This is a genomic window from Paraburkholderia sp. (genome assembly GCF_036488505.1).
Classification (GTDB): Bacteria; Pseudomonadota; Gammaproteobacteria; order Burkholderiales; family Burkholderiaceae; genus Paraburkholderia.
This window is the reverse complement of record NZ_DASXHN010000176.1, coordinates 1-20,740: the sequence shown is the minus strand read 5'-3', so window position 1 is coordinate 20,740 and position 20,740 is coordinate 1. Positions and strand designations below refer to the sequence as shown.

At 64.2% G+C, this 20,740-nt stretch carries 15 protein-coding genes and 1 pseudogene; 10 read left to right on the top strand and 6 right to left on the bottom strand.

Annotated elements, in window-relative coordinates:
* Positions 1-68: 68 nt before the first annotated feature.
* From VGH68_RS10385 to VGH68_RS10365, 5 genes and pseudogenes are all read right to left on the bottom strand, one after another.
* On the bottom strand, positions 69-479 hold the full coding sequence (locus VGH68_RS10385; protein ID WP_331603513.1) for a GFA family protein: 411 nt from the start codon (positions 477-479) through the stop codon (positions 69-71).
* A 126-nt stretch (positions 480-605) separates the two neighbouring features.
* Positions 606-686 (bottom strand): annotated as a pseudogene (locus VGH68_RS10380) (integrase); the annotation flags it as partial.
* A 109-nt stretch (positions 687-795) separates the two neighbouring features.
* Positions 796-3,081: a hypothetical protein gene (locus VGH68_RS10375; protein WP_331603511.1), complete on the bottom strand. Its 2,286-nt coding sequence runs from the start codon at positions 3,079-3,081 to the stop codon at positions 796-798.
* A 1,003-nt stretch (positions 3,082-4,084) separates the two neighbouring features.
* A complete protein-coding gene (zapE, locus tag VGH68_RS10370; RefSeq protein WP_331603510.1) occupies positions 4,085-5,197 on the bottom strand; it encodes a cell division protein ZapE in 1,113 nt (370 codons plus the stop codon).
* Between the two features lie 213 nt (positions 5,198-5,410).
* Entirely contained in the window at positions 5,411-6,313 is a 903-nt protein-coding gene (locus VGH68_RS10365) for a YihY/virulence factor BrkB family protein (RefSeq protein ID WP_331603509.1), read from the bottom strand.
* Positions 6,314-6,565: 252 nt separating this feature from the next.
* Between VGH68_RS10365 and VGH68_RS10360 the strand changes: the two genes are divergently transcribed.
* The 7 genes from VGH68_RS10360 to VGH68_RS10330 all read left to right on the top strand — a co-directional run bounded on the left by VGH68_RS10360 (position 6,566) and on the right by VGH68_RS10330 (position 15,531).
* Positions 6,566-7,732 carry a ligase-associated DNA damage response exonuclease gene (locus VGH68_RS10360; RefSeq protein ID WP_331603508.1) on the top strand — a complete coding sequence of 389 codons (1,167 nt, stop codon included), beginning with the start codon at positions 6,566-6,568 and terminating at the stop codon, positions 7,730-7,732.
* 7 nt (positions 7,733-7,739) lie between these two features.
* A complete protein-coding gene (locus VGH68_RS10355; protein WP_331603507.1) occupies positions 7,740-9,410 on the top strand; it encodes an ATP-dependent DNA ligase in 1,671 nt (556 codons plus the stop codon).
* Positions 9,411-9,853: 443 nt separating this feature from the next.
* Positions 9,854-10,315 (top strand): response regulator, encoded by a 462-nt coding sequence (locus VGH68_RS10350; RefSeq protein ID WP_331603506.1) that lies wholly within the window; start codon positions 9,854-9,856, stop codon positions 10,313-10,315.
* 305 nt (positions 10,316-10,620) lie between these two features.
* On the top strand, positions 10,621-11,487 hold the full coding sequence (locus VGH68_RS10345; protein WP_331603505.1) for an SDR family oxidoreductase: 867 nt from the start codon (positions 10,621-10,623) through the stop codon (positions 11,485-11,487).
* Positions 11,488-11,660: 173 nt separating this feature from the next.
* Positions 11,661-12,284: a (2Fe-2S)-binding protein gene (locus tag VGH68_RS10340; RefSeq protein ID WP_414696925.1), complete on the top strand. Its 624-nt coding sequence runs from the start codon at positions 11,661-11,663 to the stop codon at positions 12,282-12,284.
* Positions 12,281-13,285 carry a xanthine dehydrogenase family protein subunit M gene (locus VGH68_RS10335; protein ID WP_331603503.1) on the top strand — a complete coding sequence of 335 codons (1,005 nt, stop codon included), beginning with the start codon at positions 12,281-12,283 and terminating at the stop codon, positions 13,283-13,285. Before VGH68_RS10340 ends, VGH68_RS10335 begins: the two co-directional genes overlap by 4 nt.
* Positions 13,282-15,531 (top strand): xanthine dehydrogenase family protein molybdopterin-binding subunit, encoded by a 2,250-nt coding sequence (locus VGH68_RS10330; protein ID WP_331603502.1) that lies wholly within the window; start codon positions 13,282-13,284, stop codon positions 15,529-15,531. Before VGH68_RS10335 ends, VGH68_RS10330 begins: the two co-directional genes overlap by 4 nt.
* A 31-nt stretch (positions 15,532-15,562) precedes the next feature.
* On the opposite strand, the gene VGH68_RS10325 is transcribed toward VGH68_RS10330, so the two are convergent.
* A complete protein-coding gene (locus VGH68_RS10325) occupies positions 15,563-15,985 on the bottom strand; it encodes a PRC-barrel domain-containing protein (RefSeq protein WP_331603501.1) in 423 nt (140 codons plus the stop codon).
* A 329-nt stretch (positions 15,986-16,314) separates the two neighbouring features.
* Between VGH68_RS10325 and glgX the strand changes: the two genes are divergently transcribed.
* The 3 genes from glgX to VGH68_RS10310 all read left to right on the top strand — a co-directional run.
* The gene (gene glgX / locus VGH68_RS10320; protein WP_331603500.1) at positions 16,315-18,528 is read left to right on the top strand and encodes a glycogen debranching protein GlgX; all 2,214 of its coding nucleotides are present in this window, start codon (positions 16,315-16,317) and stop codon (positions 18,526-18,528) included.
* A gap of 191 nt (positions 18,529-18,719) precedes the next feature.
* Entirely contained in the window at positions 18,720-18,896 is a 177-nt protein-coding gene (locus VGH68_RS10315) for a DUF2934 domain-containing protein (RefSeq protein WP_331603499.1), read from the top strand.
* Between the two features lie 76 nt (positions 18,897-18,972).
* Positions 18,973-20,740, top strand: a 1,768-nt coding sequence (locus tag VGH68_RS10310; RefSeq protein ID WP_331603498.1) for an AI-2E family transporter, incomplete at its 3' end; no start/stop codon positions are given.

Genomic DNA, 20,740 nt, shown 5'->3' with positions numbered 1-20,740 from the left:
TGGCGAATGACTGGGGCAATCCGCCTCTGGAAACGCGCCATTTGTGACTGTCCTGGAGTCGCGTAGTCTCAGGGCGCTCTTCCAGCGTGTTGAGCGATTCCAGGTTCACGGGCGTCTAGCTGATATCGTTCCGAAGTGAACTGAGCGAAGTCGGCCCGAAACTGCGCAGGTTCATCGAGTGTTCCCGCATAGATTGTCACGATTTCCGGTGCGTGATGTGGTGTGCCAAAGAGCAGGCTACCGCAATGTGCACAGAAGTTTCGCGTCGTAGGCATCCCGCTGCCGCCGGTTATCGTATAAGACCTGATTTCTCCTTCGAACGAGAATTCCGAAGCACGCACGACAACCACTGGCAAGCCCGCTGATCCCGACGCGCGCTGGCAATCCCGGCAATGACAAATGAGCTGCGCTAGCGAAGCGCCGGCAGCCTGATATTGCACGCTGCCGCACAGGCAGCGTCCTTTCCAGGAATTTGACATCGATCTGCTCCCCGAATCGAAATGGATCACGGCGCATTCACCAAGCCATTGTCGGCGGTCTGAGCGGCCCGGTCGAACGTCTCTTGTCGGCCGGTCAGCGACCGACGGCTGACCGCCTTCCCGTCATCAAACTTCGGTCTGCTCGGCCACCTCCAGCGCGTCGTCAACCTCGATGCCGACATATCGAACGGTACTTTCCAGCTTGGTTACGCATCGCTTCCTATCAGGCAAAAAACGCTAGCGCTGACGCGTATCGGCGTATCTACATGCTGATGACGCGCAGACCATGAATACCGGCTCACGCCTGCGCATCAGCTCAACTGTCAGGATTCGCTGCGACGAAGGTCTGGAAAGCACTGTAGGTCGGCTGGATCGGCACCAGGCCGTCAGTGACGATGCCGTACGTGTTATCACCGCTGTCCAACTCGTAGTACATCACCGACTGAATCGCATCGGTCTTCCGTGCCGCATAGAATTCGCCGAGTTGCTGCGTGACGTAGCTCGCGCGGAACGTCTCGGTATTCTCGGGGCTGGCGTTCCACTCGGAGATGATGAACGGCACCCCATAGCGCGCCTTGCAATAGACCGGCAAGTTGAAGCCTGGACTGGCACCGTCCGTGCCCAGATCGAAGATATCGCCGTAAGGCTGATAGTTGTGCCACGTCGTAATGTCCCAGCGCACCAGAGGGTAACCGCTGGTTCCATCCGGCTGCAGTCCATCCCAGAGCATGTCGGAAGCGCCGATATCAGCCACGCAGAAGTTGATGCCGCACCTCGCGCCCGGCTGCACGGACTTGATGCCATCGATCATCCCGCGCATCGCGCCGCGCATGATCGGCCAGTTAGCGTTGTTGAAGTCGCCGCGGCCCGTTCCGGCCGTTGCCGAATTCAGGATGATCGCCGCGTCGCGGGTCAGTTCATTGCCGCACTCGTACATCGTGACGCCATACGGCGCCAGCGCCGTGGCAATCGCCGCGGCTCCCGCGAAGGAAGCCTGATAGGCCACCGATTCGCTCGTGTACAGGTTGTTGTTTGCGTCGCGGAGCCCATACTCGACGAGCGGGAAAAGCGTCAGTCCGGCAGATTTGAAGGCGCTTGCCAGCGCCACCAACGAGTTCAACTGAGCCGATGTGTTGACACAACCGACGCGATAGGTCGTGCACCCTAGCGCGCGCAGGGCGCCCACGACCTGAGCAGGCGTAAACGGATAATCGTAGTGCCCGTTGATACCGTAGAACGCACCGGGCGCTGCCGCCGCGGCGATACGCGGGTCCGTACACGGTAACCAGTTGCCGTTGCAGCTGAGGACAGAGAACTGCCCACCCGTGCCCGACTGGAAGATCATGCCGCCGTACCACAACAGCAGGCTCACGTTGGAGGAGGACGGATCCTTGACCTTGTTCTTGTAGATACAGCCGTTCGAAAGCGTCCAGATGTTGCTGGATTTGTCGACGATGTAGGAGGCAGGCGAGATCGTCGTGCCGTCTGCCGAAGTGCCGCCGAGGCGCGGATCGATACAGGATGTCCAGCCCGACCCAAGCCACTGATAGAAATCCCCGCCGGTGTTTTCCTGGTACACGCTGCCGTTGTACCAGAGCAGCATCGCGACGTTGTACGAGCCGGAATCTTTGATCCCATTCTTGTAGATATACCCGTTGGAAGTCGTCCACACATTCCCTGCGGCGTCGACGATGGAGGTCGCCGGAGGGGTTGTCGTGCCGTTGGCCGAGGTATTGCCCGCGAGGCGAGGATCGACAGAACTTGCCCACCCCGTGCCAAGCCACTTGGAGAAATTCCCGCTCGTGTCCTGCTTGTAGAGGCTGCCGTTGTACCACAGCACCAGCGCAACGTTGTTCGAGCCGGAGTCTTTGATCCCGTTCCTGTAGATGTACCCGCTGGAGGTCATCCACACATTGCCGCTGGCGTCGACAATGGACGTCGCAGGCGGGGTGGTCGCGCCGTTGGCCGAAGTGCCGCCGAGGCAAGGATTAGAAGACCCTGTCCACCCCGACCCGATCCACTGATAGAAATCCCCGTTGGTGTTTTGCTGGTAGACGCTGCCGTTGTACCAGAGCAGCATCGTGACGTTGTACGAGCCCGGGTCTTTTGTGCCGTTCTTGTAGATATACCCGTTGGAGGTCGTCCACACGCCTCCGGAGGCATCGACAATGGCTGACGCCGGCGGGGTTGTCGTGCCGTTGGCCGACGTCGTGCCGTTGGCCGAAGTGAGGCGCGGATCGACAGACTGGTTCCACGCTGACCCGAACCACTGAAAGAACTGCCCGCTGGTGTTTTTCTGGTAGATGCTGCCGTTGTACCACAGCAGCAGCGTGACGTTATACGAGCCGGAGTCTTTCGTCCCGTTCCTGTAGAGATACCCGTTTGAGGTCGTCCAGACCGTGCCGGCGGCATCGACAATGGAGGCTGCGGGTGGCGTTGTGGTGCCGTTAGGTGACGGCGAGAGGCTGGTCTTCGCGTTGGCCGCACTGCTGTTGCTGCCGGGCGCAGTGGCGTCGCCGCTGCTACCGCCGCCGCACGCGACGAGTACAGAGTTGCCTGCGGCGGCCGTGAGGCAGCCGAGAAATCTTCTTCGATTGATCACAGAAATCATCCGTGCCGGAAGACCCGGCAAATCCAGTTGTTAGGCACTCGAGTCAAGCGGGTCTCGCGTGCGTTCAAACTGGTTCTTGGTCTAGGGGTGCTTATCAATTCAGCGGCGCGCGACATAGCGGCGGCTCCGAGACGTGCATCAAGGCGCCGCGTTCTATCGAACTGCGTGTCGGACGGCATCCGATTGCGCGAGCGGTGCCGCTTCATTGACCCTTGGGCACGAAGCGAATCGCATCAGGCAATCGACGCGGAATTAATTACCTGTCTATCGTCTATATAGGTAACAGCTACTATTTGGATGTCGGCGGGAAATCGTCTGACCTGATACCGACCGCGCAAATAGGTTTTTTCTTCCGATAAAAACTTGGCGGAAGGTCACTTTTTCTTCGCCGCATGGCCTTGAGAGACGAACACGCGAAGAGGTGCTGTGCACCTGCCTGAGGAGGACACTCGGAGCGCACGTTGGCTCGATCGAGAAGGGGACCGTGCGCGCGACCAGTGTGGTTAGCTGATGGGAGACGCTGGCGCCGCGCAGATCGATGCGTTGGGCGTCGGAACCGTCGATTTGCTGACACGTAGGGCAGCACGTAGGGCAGCACGTGCCAATGTGCGCTGAGGCTGGCGACCGAGGCTGGCTCTCGGCAGGCGACGACCGCTCGTGAAGTGGGGACTGCCTCTCGAAGGTCATGTGCTAGTCGCTCGGTGCGACCTTCCCGAAAAATCGCCATAAATTCAACGACGCATTTTTCGGTATTGGTGAGTCGGCCCAGTTACCGGCTTATTGGAAATTGACAGACCTGTCAGCCGCTGCACCGCTTTGCCTGTCGTCGCTCACGAGCCGTCGCGGGCGGGATCTGCCGCGCGCTTGCAACGTTTGCATGAAATTAGCCAGCGGCATGAAGCGGTACGTAGTGGCACGTAGCGGCGAACGGGCGCGCGCCACACCAATGCGGCGGCGCTACGCGTGAGGACCGTGCCCGTGCGCATTCTCTCGCTTACGAATCGTCGGCCTCTTCTATTCGCGCCGCATCGGCGGTCCGCTTACCGCCGCTTGCATCCAGCGTGCTGCGATACGCGCGCGACTGCATCTCAGCTAGCCGGCTCAACGTGCGCGACAGATCGTGCGCCCCTTCGAGTCCGATCAACGCGCTGTCGATCGGCTGATCGGACGCGATAAACAGCGCGCGTTTGTGATCGTAGAAGATATCGATCAGCCAAATCAGGCGCTGCAACGTATGCGACTGCGTGAGCGCGGACGTGCGCAGGTTATCGATGATGAGCCCTTGCCATTGTTCGGCGAGATCGAGGTAGTCGAGGTGCGAACGGCTGGCCACGCACAGTGGCTCGAAGTCCGCCCACAGCAGCAGGCTGCCCGCCGCGCGGGCCGCGAGCGGGCGGCCCGCGGCGCTTAACGTCAGCGCTTCGATGCGCGCGCCGCGTTCATGGCGCGCGAAGATGTCGCGCAGCGCATGCCGGCTCGATGGGTCGAGCGGCGCAAAAAAACGCGGCACCTCGGCCGCTTCAACGCCGAAGCGGTAGTCACGCGCACCATCGAAATGAATCACCGTGAAGCAGCGTCTGATCTGCGCGATGGTCGGCAGGAAACGCTGATGAAACTCGGGGTCGGGCAACAGATCGTCGGGGGCGTAGTTCGAGGTCAGCACGATGCGCGTGCCCAGTCCGATCGCGGTATCGAGAAAGCGGCCCATCAGGAATGCATCGGCGATGTCGTGGACGTGGAATTCGTCGAAGCACAGCAGTTCGACCCGATCGAGCCACTGCCGTGAGACGTCGCCAAGCCGGTCGTCGCTGGGCGGTGCGTTGACGAGCCGGCGGTTCATTTCGCGCAAAAATTCGTGGAAGTGCACACGCCGCTTGCGGCATTGCGCGAGTTCGAACGCGGTATCGACGACGAGGCTCTTGCCGCGTCCCGGCAGCCCGTGGCAGTAGACGCCCTGCGGCGCGAAGGCGGCGCTCGACCATGCGTGCCGCGCGCGTTGCTGTGAGCCGAGCAGCGCGGCGAGCGCGCCGATGGCCTCGCGTTGACGGGTATCGGGCGCGATGCCGCGCGCGGCCAATGCGCGCGTGATATCGGTGGGATCAGGCATCGGAGACGCCGCCGATGGGTGGCGGCGTGACGTGGGCGGCGTGACCGACGCGAACGACGTGCGCGTATTCGAGCATGAAATGACGGCCGATGTGAGAACGTGTAATGAGTGGCTAAAACAGACGTGCGCGAGCGGCGCGGACCATTCTACCCGCCACGGTCGCGGCCGAAACCGTTACGCCCGCGCCTCGGTTCCTTTCGACCGTTTTAATAACTAGCTGGTTTTGATTTTCGGCTGCGGCGCATCGAGCGGTTCGCGGCCGAAGCGCTCGTATTGCGAAATCACCTGCGCGCCGAACAGCAGCAGCGTCGCGAGCCATTCGAAGCTCAGCAGGATCACGATCGCCATCGTCAGCGATCCATAGACGACGCTGACCTGCGATAGCGTGGCGAAATACCAGACCAGCACATGCCGGGTGATCTCCCACAGCACGCCGGCCACCACACCGCCGATCAGTGCATGCTTGATCGATGGACGCCCGACCGGCATCACCAGATAGACCGACGTGAGCACGAAGATCTCGCCGGTGAGCCCGAGCAGATACAGCAGCACGCGCGTGAGACCCTGCAACGACACGTGCAGCCCGAACAGTTGGAGACCCTGCGCGCCGATCGCATCGAGCGCGCTCGATACGCACGTGACGATCAGCAGGCCGATGCCGAGAAACAGGATGTAGCAGTAAGGCAGCAGCGCGGACACGAGAAAGTGCCGGCGTTTCACGACGACGCGATGCACGAAGATCAACGACATCGCATTTTCCAGCACGGTAAATGCGAGCGAACTGAAAAAGATCATCGTGATCAGCAGCACCGTGCCGATCACTGCGCGATGCGCGAGAAAGTTGGAGAGTTCGCGCAGCAGCGCGTTCGATTGTCCCGGCACGAGCCAGCGCAGCAGATGCGCGAGCGCGTCGAGCACCAGTTGCTGCGGCACCACGCGCGACAGCACGATGACGATCAGGATCAGCAGTGGCACGATCGACAGCAACGCGTAATACGCAACCGCGCCGGCCAGCAGCAGCCCCTGGTTCGCGCGGAACGCTTTGAGCGTCTGCAGCACGAAACGCCCGGGGTGCCTGGCGATTTGCAACGCCTGCGGGTCGAGCATGATCTGCATGGGTCCTCGCGGTGCGCGGCGGGCGCCGCCGGATGGCAGCCGGCCTCGACACGCGTGTGTGCTTTATATACCGTAAGCACGAACGCGGCCATGTCAGGCGCGGGGCGACGCCGGCTCGCGCGCGTGCGGCGGGAATGTACTTTGCTTGGCGCACGATCGGATGCTTTCGTTTGCATGGATCGTCAAGCGCGTCGTCAGCGGCGTTGCAAACGAGTCGCGCAACCCGTCGCTAATCGTGCAGGAAAAAGGCCGATGGATCAGCCGCAAGCCCAGGTGAAGATTGCAACGCAAGCCGCGGATCTGGTCGTCGCGCGTGCGGAGGGGCTGTATTGTCCGCCGGGCGATTTCTATATTGATCCGTGGCGGCCGGTCGAGCGCGCGGTGATCACGCATGCGCATTCCGATCATGCGCGCTTCGGCCATCGGCATTATCTGGCCACCCGCGCGGGCGCGAACGTGCTGTGTTCGCGCCTGCCGGGCATCGCGTTGCAGACGCTCGACTACGGCGAGCCGCTCATGATCGGCGCCGCGCGCGTGTCGTTGCACCCGGCCGGCCATGTGCTCGGTTCCGCGCAGGTGCGTATCGAACATGCGGGGCGCGTTTGGGTCGCATCGGGCGATTACAAGCTCGACCCCGATCCGACTTGCGCGCCATTCGAACCGGTGCGCTGCGACACCTTCATCACCGAATCGACGTTCGGGCTGCCGATCTACCGTTGGGAAGCGCCGCAAACCGTGTTCGATTCGATCGATTCATGGTGGCGCCACAACGCGTCGGAAGGGCGCGCGTCGGTGCTGTTCTGCTATTCGTTCGGCAAGGCCCAGCGCGTGCTCGCGAGCGTCGATGCGGCGATCGGGCCGATCTTCTGCCATGGCGCGGTCGATCCGCTCAATCGCGCGTATCGCGGCGCGGGCGTGCGCTTGCCGCCGGTCGGCCTGGTTGGCGACATCCCGGCGAAACACAAGGCGGCATTCAGACAGGCATTGGTGATCGCGCCGCCGTCCGCGCAGAACAGCGCATGGCTCAAGCGCTTCGGCGACTATAGCGATGCGTTCGCGTCGGGCTGGATGCGTCTGCGCGGCGCGCGCCGCAGGCGCGGCGTCGATCGCGGCTTCGTGCTGTCGGATCATGCAGATTGGCCGGCCTTGCAAACGGCGGTGCGCGAGAGCGGCGCGGCGCGCGTAATCGTCACCCATGGATCGGTCGAGCCGATGGTGCGCTGGCTGAACGAGCAGGGTTTGCAGGCGGGCGCGTTCGCGACGCAATACGGCGGCGACGCGGTCGAAGCGGATGCCGCCGGCGCGGACGGCGACGCTGCTGAAACACCGGCGGAACCGTCCGCGGAATCGCCAACCGAATCGTCCCCCGAATCGTCCGCGCAACGCTTAGCCGAATCGCGCGGCGCGAACCCATCGTGAGCGTGCGGTGAAACGTTTCGCGGCCCTCTACACCGCGCTCGATGCGACGACCTCGACGCACGACAAGCTCGCGGCGCTGACCAGTTATTTCGCGGCCGCCGAACCCGAGGACGCGGCGTGGGCCTCGTATTTCCTCGCTGGCGGCAAGCCGCGTCAACTGGTGCCGACCCGCTTGCTGACCGAGATCGCGCGCGAGCGTGCGGGCCTGCCCGAGTGGCTGTTCGAGGAGTCGTATCACGCGGTCGGCGATCTGGCGGAGACGATCGCGCATATCCTGCCGCCCGCGCAGCGCAGTTCCGAACTGGGGCTGACGCAATGGATCGAGCAACGGATGTTGCCGTTGCGCGGCGTGCCACCCGACGAGCTGCGCACACGCCTGCTCAGCTATTGGGACGAACTCGACTGGAGCGGGCGCTTTTTACTGACCAAGCTGATTGGCGGCGGCTTTCGCGTGGGCGTCGCGCGGCAGCTGGTGGTCAGGGCACTCGCGCAAGTCGCGGGCGTCGATCATAAGAGGATCGCGCAACGCATGGTCGGGTGGACCGATTCGCAGCAGAAGCCCGACGCGGCGCGTTATCTACGCCTGATCGCGCCGCAGACCGGCGACGACACGAAGCCGGACGAACCGCACGACAGCGATATGGGCTTGCCGTATCCATTCTTTCTCGCGCATCCGCTGCAGGCCGATCCGGCGACGCTCGGCGAGCCGTCCGAATGGCTGATCGAATGGAAGTGGGATGGCATTCGCGCGCAACTCGTCAAGCGGGGCGGCCGCGTGTGGTTGTGGTCGCGCGGCGAGGATCTGATTACCGATCGCTTTCCCGAAGTCGCGGCGTTGGGCGACGCGTTACCGGACGGTTGCGTGATCGATGGCGAAATCCTCGCGTGGGAGCCGGGCGAGAAAGTGCCGTTGCCGTTCGCGCGCCTGCAACCACGCATCGCGCGCAAGACGCTCACGCGCAAGATCCTCGCGGATTCGCCCGCCGCATTGCTGGCGTACGACTTGCTCGAATACGGCGGCCGCGACTTGCGCATGACACCGCTGATCGAGCGGCGCGCGCGGCTCGATGCGTTGGCTGCATCCGTCGACGGTACGCTCGCGCGTGGTCTGTTGCGCGTGTCACCGCTCGTCAACGGCGCGCACTGGCCGGCGCTCGCCGCACTGCGCGACGAAAGCCGCGCGCGCGGCGTCGAAGGTCTGATGCTGAAGCAGCGAGAGTCGATGTATGGGGTGGGCCGCACGAAGGCATCGGGCACATGGTGGAAATGGAAGATCGAACCCTATGCGGTCGATGCGGTACTCGTCTACGCGCAGCGCGGTCATGGCCGCCGCGCGAGTCTGTATACGGACTTTACGTTCGCAGTGTGGGACGAAGCCGACGGCGTGCGCACGCTCGTGCCGTTCGCGAAGGCTTATTCAGGACTTACCGATGAAGAAATGCGCCACGTCGATGCGATCGTGCGCAAGACCACCGTCGAAAAATTCGGCCCGGTGCGCAGCGTGACGCCGACGCTCGTGTTCGAGATCGGCTTCGAAGGCATTCAGGCGAGCTCGCGCCACAAGTCCGGTGTGGCCGTGCGTTTTCCGCGCATGCTCCGCTGGCGTACCGATAAACATATCGACGACGCCGATACGCTGGCGACGCTGAAAGGCTTTATCGACAATCGTGCGGGATAACCCGCTGAGCGCAAACCCCTAACACGCGGGACGTTTCTTTATCGGCGGTGTCGCATATTCTGTCGTCATGACCGCCGATACGATACGCGCCACTCAAAGCGCTAGCGGCATGCATTCGAACCTCCCCGCGCCGTTGAAAAACTCACATCGTGCAACGTCCCCTAAATGGGCGTGCTGCATCACCGCGGTACATCGAGCGACGCGGCGCGAGCGCCTATCCCGGGCGCTGTCATTGAAGCGCCGCGACCGCAGCGCAAGCTGACTTGCGGGTTCCGGGGCCCACACGTGGGCGCTTACGCGCTGGCGATGCCGTTCCCACCGCGCAATGAATGACGCATAAAGAAGCACCTAAAAAAAATGCGCTGGAGAAGCGCAATAGGAGCAGATCTTGCGCGCGTGGCGCGAGATGCCCTTCAGGGCGAAATGGAAAAGGTCGAGAAAAAATGACGATGTTCAACGACAACCTTGACAGCAACGACGACGTGCTCGTGTGGCGGCCGATTCGTTACGCGATGGCCGCGCATCGCCGCGTGCTGGTGGTCGACGATTACCATGAGGCGGCCGAAGCATTGCAAATGCTACTGAATGCGGACGGCTTCGACTGTCGCGCGCTCGACGATCCGTTTGCCGTTTGCGAGACGGCGCGCGAGTGGCAACCGTTCGCGGTGGTGCTCGACATCAAGATGCCGGGGCTCGACGGGCTCGAACTGGCGCGGCGTCTGCGCGCACATCCGCAAACGTCGCATATGTTGCTGGTCGCCTGTACCGCGTTTGCGTCGCGCAAAGACCGCACACTGGCAAGAGATGCCGGCTTCGACGCGCATTGCGCGAAGCCTTTGACGCCGGAGCGGCTATTGCGCGTGCTCGAACTGGCTGCGGCCTTGCACGCGGAGGCCCCTCCTTGAAGAAATGACGCACGCGCCAACCGCGGCCATCCGGCTGCCCCGATGGTGCCACCGCGGATGCACCCTGCATTGCCTGTGCGTCACCTGTACGTTACCCATGGGTTTGAATCATCTGGCTCGAGCGAACAGCGCTGGCGTGAAGATGCTGTCCTCGATGACCGTGGTTCAAAAAAGCAAAAGCCGACTGTCTCGCGGCATCGCCTTTGCGAACGCACGTCGAACGCACGCTGGCCCACTGGTTGCTGAACCGATCGTGACGCGGTGCTGGTCAGGCGCCGCCCCGTCCGCAATCCAGGAGATCCGTCATGAGCGATACGCAACGTCCCACGCCACCGTTTTCTGAACAGCAGCAGGCCCGCACGCCGGGCAAAACCGCGCCGATGGACCCGCCGCCGGACCATGGCGAGAAGAGCTATAAGGGCTCGGGAAGGCTAACCGGCAAGGCGGCGATCGTGACCGGCGGCGACAGCGGGATCGGCCGCGCAGTGGCGATCGCGTTCGCGCGCGAAGGTGCGGACGTGCTGATCGCGTATCTCGACGAGGATGACGATGCGCGCGAGACCGCGCGCTGGGTCGAGGACGCGGGTCGCAAGGCAGTGCTGGTGCCGGGCGACATCCGCGATCGCCGGCACTGCGATGCGATCGTCGACAAGGCGATCGACGCGTTCGGCCGGCTCGACGTGCTCGTCAACAATGCCGCTTACCAGATGACCTATCCGTCGCTCGATGCCATCAGCGACGAAGAATGGGACAAGACTTTCGATACCAACATCGGCGCGATGTTCAGGATCACGCGCGCGGCAGTCCGCCATATGAAGCCGGGCGGCGCGATCATCAACACGACGTCGATCAATGCCGATCATCCCAATCCCGGTCTGATTGCCTATGCGACGACGAAGGGCGCGATTCAGAACTTCACCGGCGGCCTCGCGCAATTGCTCGCGGAAAAGGGCATTCGCGCGAATTGCGTCGCGCCGGGGCCGATCTGGACGCCGCTGATTCCATCGACGATGCCGCAGGAAAAGGTCGAGAAGTTCGGCTCGCAGGTGCCCATGAAGCGTCCCGGACAACCGGCGGAACTGGCGCCGGCCTACGTGATGCTGGCGTCCGATGAGGCCAGTTACGTGTCGGGCGCGACGATTGCGGTGACCGGCGGCGCGCCGATCATCTGAGTGCCCGGCAGACGTCGTGCGTGCCGCTCGCCGTCGCATTCGAAGCACCCGCGCATGCGCATCGCGCGAGTTCGACGAGGCAATCGATCTGGCGGGGCATGGCTGACCCCGAGCGTTCGGCCGGCGACGGCATCGCGCTTGCCTGGCCGTCATCGATCATCAGGAGGATTCCAATGGGCATCGCCGATGTAGAAACTTCGCGGGGGCAAGCAAACCCGGCACATGCAGCCAACGCGGCGCAGCGGACGCAAGACGCTGAAGCCACCTACGCAGTCTCGTTCGAAATCAACGGCACCACGCAGCGTTTCGACGTGCACGCATGGACCACGCTGCTGGACCTATTGCGCGAACAGGCGCATCTGAGCGGCACCAAGAAGGGCTGCGATCATGGCCAATGCGGTGCGTGCACCGCGATCGTCGACGGTCAGCGGATCGACACTTGCCTCGCGCTTGCGGTGGTATGCGATGGCGCGTCGATCACGACGATCGAAGGCCTCGCGCAAAACGACACACTGCATCCGATGCAGCAGGCGTTCATCGATCACGATGCGTTCCAGTGCGGCTACTGTACGCCCGGACAAATCTGCTCGGCGCTCGCGATGCTGGAAGAGGGCCACGTTCATTGCGCGGACGACATCCGCGAGCAGATGAGCGGCAATCTGTGCCGCTGCGGCGCGTACACGAACATCGTCGCGGCGATTCTCGATGCCGGCGGCTTCGCCGACGACAACGACACGCGCGACGCTCCTAATGCCGAGCCGCAATCGCCCACGCGCGAATCGGGAGGACGCTCATGAATCGCTTCTCGTATACACGCGCTGACGGGGTGCCCGACGCAATCGAGCGGCATCGCGCAAACGCCGCCGCTGCGTTTATCGCAGGTGGCACGAATCTGGTCGACCTGTGGCGCGAGAATGTCGCGCACCCGGCGTTGCTCGTCGATATCAACCGCTTGCCGCTCAGGCAGATTGAAGCGTGTCCGAACGGCGGCCTGAAAATCGGTGCGCTCGTCACCAACAGCGCACTCGCGTACGACCCCACGGTTGCGGCGCGCTACCCGCTACTGTCGAAAGCAGTTCTCGCCGGGGCGTCCGCGCAAATCCGCAATGTCGCCACGGTGGGCGGCAATCTGTTGCAACGCACGCGCTGTGTCTATTTTTACGATGCCGGTACGCCGTGCAACAAGCGCGAGCCCGGCAGCGGCTGTCCGGCGGTGACGGGCGTGAACCGCATGCATGCGATCCTCGGCGCGAGCGAGCACTGTATCGCCGTGCATCCGTCGGATATGTGCGTCGCGCTCGCGGCGCTCGATGCGACCGTGCATCTGCGCGGCAAGGACGGCGCGCGCACGCTGCCGCTGCTGGCGTTTCATCGTCTGCCCGGCGACGCGCCGCAGCGCGATACCAATCTGCGCGACGACGAACTCGTGACGGCGGTCGAGCTGCCAGCACAAGGCTTTGCCGCGCATCACGCGTACGTGAAAGTGCGCGACCGGGCGTCGTATGCGTTCGCGCTGGTTTCGGCGGCTGTGGGGGTCGAACTCGATGGCGACTCGATCCTCGACGCGCGTTGCGCGCTCGGCGGCGTCGCGCATAAGCCGTGGCGCGATCCCGGCGCCGAAGCCGCACTGCGCGGCAAGCCGCTGAACGCGCGGACCTTGCGCGACTTCGCCGCGGCGCTATTGCACGGCGCGCATGGCTATCGCGACAACGCATTCAAGATCGAACTCGCGGCGCGCGTGATCGTGCGGGCGTTCGCCGAGGCCACGCAACGTTCGTTCGAGGAGGCCGTGCGATGAACCGGGCCGAAACGCTGCCGGCCACGCCGGCGACAGGCGTGCCGCATTCGCGCGTGGACGGCCGCCTCAAAGTGACCGGCGCCGCGCGCTATGCCGCCGATTTCGCGGCCGACGACCTCGTCTATGGCTGCGTCGTATCGAGCACGATCGCGGCAGGGCGGATCGTGTCGATCGACACGTCGGTGGCGCAGGCATTGGCCGGCGTGCTGCTCGTGCTCACGCATCGCAACCGCCCGGACTTACCGGCGGATGACGACGCGTTCAAAGATATGGTCGCACCCGGCGGCGTACCGCTGAGGCCGCTGTGGGACGAGCGCGTGTGGTACAGCGGGCAGCCGGTCGCGCTGGTGGTCGCGCAGTCGCTCGAACTCGCGCGGCATGCGGCGTCGCTCGTGAAGGTGCGCTATGAAGCCGCGCCGCATCAAACCGATATCGACGCGGCGCTGCAAGACGCGGTGCCGCCGTCGACCGAAAAGGGCGGTTTCGACCCGCCACCGCCCGCGCGCGGCGACGCGGCCAGCGCGCTCGCGGGCGCGGCGGCACGCGTGGATGCGTTCTACAGCACGCCGGCCGAATATCACAATCCCATCGAGATGCACGGCTGCACCGTCGTGCCCGATGCGCAGGGCCGCTTGACCGTCTATGAGAAAACCCAGGGCGTGGTCAATACGAAGGGCTATCTGACGCGCGTGTTCGGCCTCGCTGACGACGAGTTGCAGGTGATCTCGCCGTTTGTCGGCGGCGCGTTCGGCTCGGGCCTGAGGCCGCAATATCATCTTGCGCTCGCGGTGATGGCCGCGCGCGAGCTGAGGCGGCCGGTGCGGGTCACGCTGACGCGCCAGCAGATGTTCACGTTCGCGCATCGTCCGCAATCCGTGCAGCGCGTTGCGCTCGGCGCGGCGGCGGATGGCCGCTTGCAGGCGGTGATCCATCAGGCGGTGTCAGAAACGTCGCGCTATGAGGACTACTGCGACGTGATGGTCAACTGGGCCGGGCAGTTGTATCGATGCGAGAACGTGTCGATGGGCTACAAGGTCGCGAAGCTCGATGTGCCGACGCCCGCCGACATGCGCGCGCCGGGCGCCGCGCAAGGTCTGTTTCCGCTCGAAGTCGCGATGGACGAACTGGCCGCGGCGCTGCGGATGGACCCGCTCGAATTGCGGCTCATCAACTACGCGGAGCGCGACGCCAACAAGAATCTGCCCTTTTCCAGCAAGGCGCTACGCGCGTGCTATCGCGAGGGCGCGGCGCGCTTCGGCTGGAGCAAACGGCCGCTTGAACCGCGTGCGCGCCGCGAAGGGCACGAATGGATCGGCTGGGGGATGGCGACCGGCATCTGGGACGCGATGCAGAACGAAGCGGCCGCGCGCGCGGTGTTGACGCGCGACGGACGCGTGAAGGTGTCGAGTTCAACCGCGGATATCGGCACCGGTACGTACACCGCGATGACGCAGATTGCGGCCGACGCGCTGGGCATGCCGATTGGCGAGGTCAGTTTCGAACTCGGCGATACGCGCTTGCCGAAGGCGCCGATCGAAGGCGGCTCGTGGACGGTGTCGTCGGTGGGCAGCGCGGTCGATGCGGTGTGCGCGCGCTTGCGCAACCGTCTTGTCGAACTCGCGCGTGAGCATGGCGGCGTGCGCTTTGCCAACACGCGTCGCGAAGACGTGCGCCGCGACGGCGACCGGCTCGTATGCGGTCCGCACAGCGATGACTCGATCGCCATTGCAACGCTGCTGGAACGCGCCGGCCTCACCGAACTGGAAGAGCAGGTCAGCGTAAAGCCGCATGAAAAGCAGCAGGCGTATTCGATGGGTACGCATTCGGCGGTGTTCGTCGAAGTGCGCGTCGACGCAGCGTTCGGCACCGTGCGAGTGACGCGCGTGGTCAGCGCGATCGCGGCGGGACGCATCATCAACCCGAAGACCGCGGGCAATCAGATCGCCGGCGGCGTGGTGTGGGGCATCGGCATGGCGCTGCATGAGCAGGGCCAGTGGGATCACGCCCTAGGGCGGCAGATGAATCACAATCTCGCCGAATACCATGTGCCGGTGAATGCCGATATCCACGCGATCGACGTGCTGTTCGTCGACGAACCGGATGACATCGTCAATCCGCTCGGGGTTAAGGGTGTCGGCGAAATCGGCGTGGTGGGCGTGGCCGCGGCGGTCAGCAACGCAATCTGGCACGCGACCGGCAAACGCATTCGCGATTTGCCGATCACCCCCGACACACTGCTCGGCTGAAGCCGATCGGAGCGCGCCGTATTGATCGACATCAATCCGGCGCGTACTTGAATTCAGGCAACGACTCGAGCGATTGCTTCGTCGCGTCCGACAGCACGACGCGGCGGTTCTCGATCTGTAAATCGTTGAACGGCACCGCCACCAGGTGCTTGCCCATGCCGAGGAAGCCGCCAACCGACAAAATCGCATACGTGGTGCGCTCGGCGCCCGGCGACACGATCAGGTCGTCGAGCGTGCCGATGCTGTCCTTGTTGCGGTTGTACACGGTTACACCGGTCAACTTCGACGCGCGATAGCCGCTCGCCAGTTGCACGACGTCCGTGCGCTTCGCGGTGACCGCTTGCGGCGCGCCTTGCGCATACGCGGCGCCCGGCGCTGCCAATCCGTACATCAACGTCATCGCGGCAAGCAGCGATGCGCGGGCTGCCAGCGGTTTGATCTGCATATTGCACATGATGTTGTTCTCCCTGGTGGTATGCCTGTTGTGCGTGTCGGGCCTGCTGTACGGGTCAGGGTTGCGGCGTCTGCGCAGCGGGTTGTTCTGGCGCGCGCGTCCACGGTGGCTGTACCACGCGCTGCAAGGACCGTGCCGCGCTCTTTCGTCTGCGGTACCCGCGCGGGGGTGCCGCGTCTACGCGGCACAATCAGGTCTGGTACTTGCTGCTTCTTCCGGCTTGCGAGAGCAACGCGCGGCGGAAAGTCCGCATCGCCCGCTTTCACTGCATACACTGGAAAAACACTGGAACCCGCATGCAAACGTCTGTTGTATCCACAGGAACCGCCATGTCATCGCAGACCCACTATTCGACGCGCATCGCGGAAGGCACGCCTTTTCCGCTAGGCGCGACATGGAACGGCAGCGGCGTCAATTTCGCGCTGTTTTCCGCGCATGCGACGAAAGTCGAACTCTGTCTGTTCGACGAAACCGGCCAGCATGAAATCGAACGAATCGAGCTGCCCGAGTACACCGACGAGGTATGGCATGTGTTCGTGCCGAACCTGAAACCCGGCGCCGTATACGGATATCGGGTGCATGGTCCGTACGAGCCCGAGCAAGGTCATCGCTTCAATCCGAACAAGCTGCTGCTCGATCCGTACGCGAAAGCCCATATCGGCGAATTGAAATGGGCGCCGGAAATTTTCGGCTATACGCTCGATTCTGAGGACGGCGATCTGTCGTTCGACGAACGCGACAGCGCGCCATTCGTGCCGAAATGCAAAGTGGTCGACGCGAACTTTTCGTGGACGCATCCCGAGCGCAACGCGCTGCCGTGGGATCGCGTGATTTTCTACGAGACCCATGTGCGCGGCTTTACCAAGCGCCATCCGGAGGTGCCCGAAGCGTTGCGCGGCACCTTCGCGGGGCTCGGCGAGCAGCCGGTGGTCGACTACATCCGCAGCCTCGGCGTCACTTCGGTCGAGCTGCTGCCGATCCAGACCTTCGTGAACGACAGCTATTTGCTCGACAAAGGCCTCACGAACTACTGGGGCTACAACACGATCGGCTTTTTCGCGGCCGACCCGCGTTACTTCGCGTCGTCGAACAATTCGGTCGACGAATTCAAGCAGATGGTGGACCGCTTTCATCAGGCGGATCTCGAAGTGATTCTCGACGTCGTGTACAACCACACGGCCGAAGGCAACGAGCGCGGCCCGACGATCTCGTTCAAGGGTATCGACAACGCGTCGTACTACCGGCTGATGCCGGGCGAAGCGCGCTACTACATCAACGACACGGGCACCGGCAACACGCTGAACCTGTCGCATCCGCGCGTGCTGCAGATGGTCACCGACAGCTTGCGCTACTGGGTCACCGAGATGAAGGTGGACGGCTTTCGCTTCGATCTCGCAACGATCCTTGGCCGCGAGGATCACGGCTTCGACGAAGGCGGCGGCTTTCTCGACAGTTGCCGCCAGGACCCGGTGCTCAGCAGCGTGCGCCTGATTGCCGAGCCGTGGGATTGCGGCCCCGGCGGCTACCAGGTGGGCGGCTTCCCGCCGGGCTGGGCCGAATGGAACGATCGATTCCGCGACACGGTACGCGAATTCTGGAAGGGCGACGAAGGCAAGGCCGCCGATCTCGCCACGCGCCTGACCGCGTCGGGCGACCGTTTCAATCATCGCGGCCGGCGGCCATGGGCGAGCGTGAACTTTATCGCCGCGCACGACGGCTTCACGCTGAACGATCTGGTGTCATACAACGACAAGCATAACGACGCGAACGGCGAGGACAACCGCGACGGACACTCGGACAACAAGTCCTGGAACATGGGCGTCGAAGGACCGACCGACGACCCGGACATCCGCCAGCAGCGCGAGCGCCAGAAACGCAATCTGCTGGCAACGTTGCTGCTTTCGCAAGGTACGCCGATGGTGCTCGCCGGTGACGAATTCGGGCGCACCCAGCAGGGCAACAACAATGCGTACTGTCAGGACAATGAGATCAGCTGGGTCAACTGGGACGACATCGGCGACGACGGCCGGGCGCTCACCGAGTTCGTGCGCAATCTGACCACGTTGCGGCATCGTCTGCCGGTGCTGCGGCGCGGCCGTTTTCTCACCGGCGAATACAACGAAGCGCTCGACGTCACCGACGCGCGCTGGCTGTCGCCGGACGGCACGGACATCTCCGGCGAGCAGTGGGACGATCCGTTGATGCGCTGCTTCGGCCTCGTGATCGACGGTCGCGCGCAGGCGAGCGGGATTCGCCGGCTGGCCTCCGATGCGACGTTGCTGCTGGTGCTCAACGCGCATCACGACGTGGTCAATTTCACGCTGCCCGATATCCCCGAGGGCGAACGCTGGACCTGCCTCGTCGACACCAATATGCCGGTGCGCGCGGAGCTGCCGCAGTTCAGCGCGGGCGACGCGTATCAGGTGACCGGCCGCTCGCTGCTGGTGTTCGCGCTCGAAGCGCCGAGCCGCGCCACGCAGCGTGTGTTCGACCGCCTGGAAGAACAGCTCACCTCCGACGAAGGCGAAGCCGGCGCCGGCTGATCACCGCGCGCGGCGCCCCGAACCTCGCGGGCGCCGCGCGCGATGCGTCATCAGGTATGGCACTTGCTAACACGGTCAGCGACGCTGCATGCGCCTGTCTTTTCCGCATTTGCCTCGTGCATGTGCGGACACGGCGTGGGCGCGGAAGCAGCCGATAACACCCTTCACCAGATTCAGACAGGGGCGATGAAATGGAACAGGACTCAAGCGTCGACGAACAGGTGCGCACGCGTGCGTACTACCTGTGGGAGCAGGCGCCGGAACCGAAGGGCACGCCTGAGCAGTACTGGCAGCAGGCCCGCGAGGAGATCGAGAAGGAAGCACCACCGGTCGAAAGCGGACCGGTGTCCGGCGACACGATGAAATAGCCGTCTCTCCTTCCTCGTCGCGAAATCGAACCTCGAACCGGCGCGCACCGCGCCGGCTCGGCGTTCGACCTATCACATGAAAGACACACCCGAGCCGCGCGGCGCGAGCCCGTCCGCGCGCACTCCAGCGGCAGCCGCCGCATTCGGTATCGAAGGGCTCATCACGCTCGTGGTGGGCGTGACGACCGTCGCCTGTCTGTACTTCGCGAGCGCCGTGCTGATTCCGATCACGCTCGCGATCCTGCTGAGCTTCCTCATCGCACCGCTCGTCGATGCGCTTGCGCGCCTGCGGCTCGGTCATGTGGCGTCGGTGATCGCGGCGGTGCTGATCTCGGTGTCGGTGATCGCGTTGCTCGGCGCGCTGATCGGCGCGCAACTGACTGACCTCGCGGCCGGCATGCCGCGCTATCAGGTGACGATCGAACACAAGCTCGACACGGTGGACAGCCTGACGGTCGGCAAGCTGAACCGCATCGCGAACGCGGCGGGGCAGGCGCTGCAGCGGGCGACGGTCGAACCGCCGCAGCCGGGCGTGCCGAGCGGCGTGGCCGCGCCTGCCGGCGCGCGCGGGTCGGCCGCGGTGCCGGTCGAGGTGCGCGAGCCGGTGCCGACGCTGATCGAACTCGCGAGGCGCGTGCTGTCACCGGCAATCAGCCCGCTCGCCACCGCGTTCATCGTCTTCGTCGTGACCATCGTGATCCTGCTGCAACGCGACGATCTTCGCGACCGCGCCATCCGCCTGTTCGGTTCACGCGACCTGCACCGCACGACCACGGTGATGGACGAAACGGCGCGCCGCCTGAGCCGCTACTTCGTGTCGCAACTCGGACTGAATACCGGCGTAGGCGTCGTGATCGGCGTGGGGTTGTTCCTGATCGGCGTGCCGAATCCGATCCTGTGGGGCATTCTCGCCGCGCTGCTGCGACTCGTGCCGTACGTCGGCATCTGGATCGCGGCCACACTGCCGGCCGCGCTCGCGGCCGCGGTGAGTCCCGGCTGGGCGATGGCGCTGTGGTCGCTTGCGTTGTTCGCAATCGTCGAGCTGCTGGTCGGGCAGGTCGTCGAGCCGCTGCTGTATGGCCGCAGCACCGGCTTGTCGCCGTTTTCGGTGGTGGTGGCGGCGATTTTCTGGAGCTGGATCTGGGGGCCGATAGGCTTGATCCTGTCGACGCCGCTGACACTGTGTTTGCTGGTGCTCGGCCGGCATGTACGGCGGCTGGAATTTCTCGACGTGCTGCTCGGCGATCAGCCCGCACTGACGCCGATCCAGAACTTTTATCAGCGAGCGCTCGCGGGCGATCCGGACGAGGCGATCGAACAGGCCGAGCTGTGGTTGCGCGAGCGCTCGCTGTCGGCCTACTACGACGAAGTGGCGATCAAGGGTTTGCAGCTCGCCGCGGCGGATGTGATGCGCGGCAGCGTCACGAGCACGCAGCTCGCGCGCATCGAATCGACCACCAACGACCTCGTCGACGGTCTCGACGGTTACGAGGATCGCGAGCCGGAGCCGCTCGCCCAGCAGGAAAACTGGACCGCGGTCGGGCCGATGGCGCCGCCGGACGAACAAGAGGCAGCCCATGCGACGCCGCGCGAAGTCGCCGCGGGCGCGAACAGGCTGGCAGCCACCGGCGCGCCCGACGATGCCCGCGCTCGCGACCCGCAACCGGCGTTGGCGATGCACGAGCCGGCGGCGCCCGCGAGCCTTCGGCATGCGCCGGCGAGCCGGGTGTTGTGCATTCCCGGCCGCGGGCCGCTCGATGCGCTGGCGGCGGTGATCCTGTTGCAGTTGCTCGGCAAGCATGGCTTTGCCGCGCGCTCGTCGCCGCACGAGTCGGTGTCGCGCG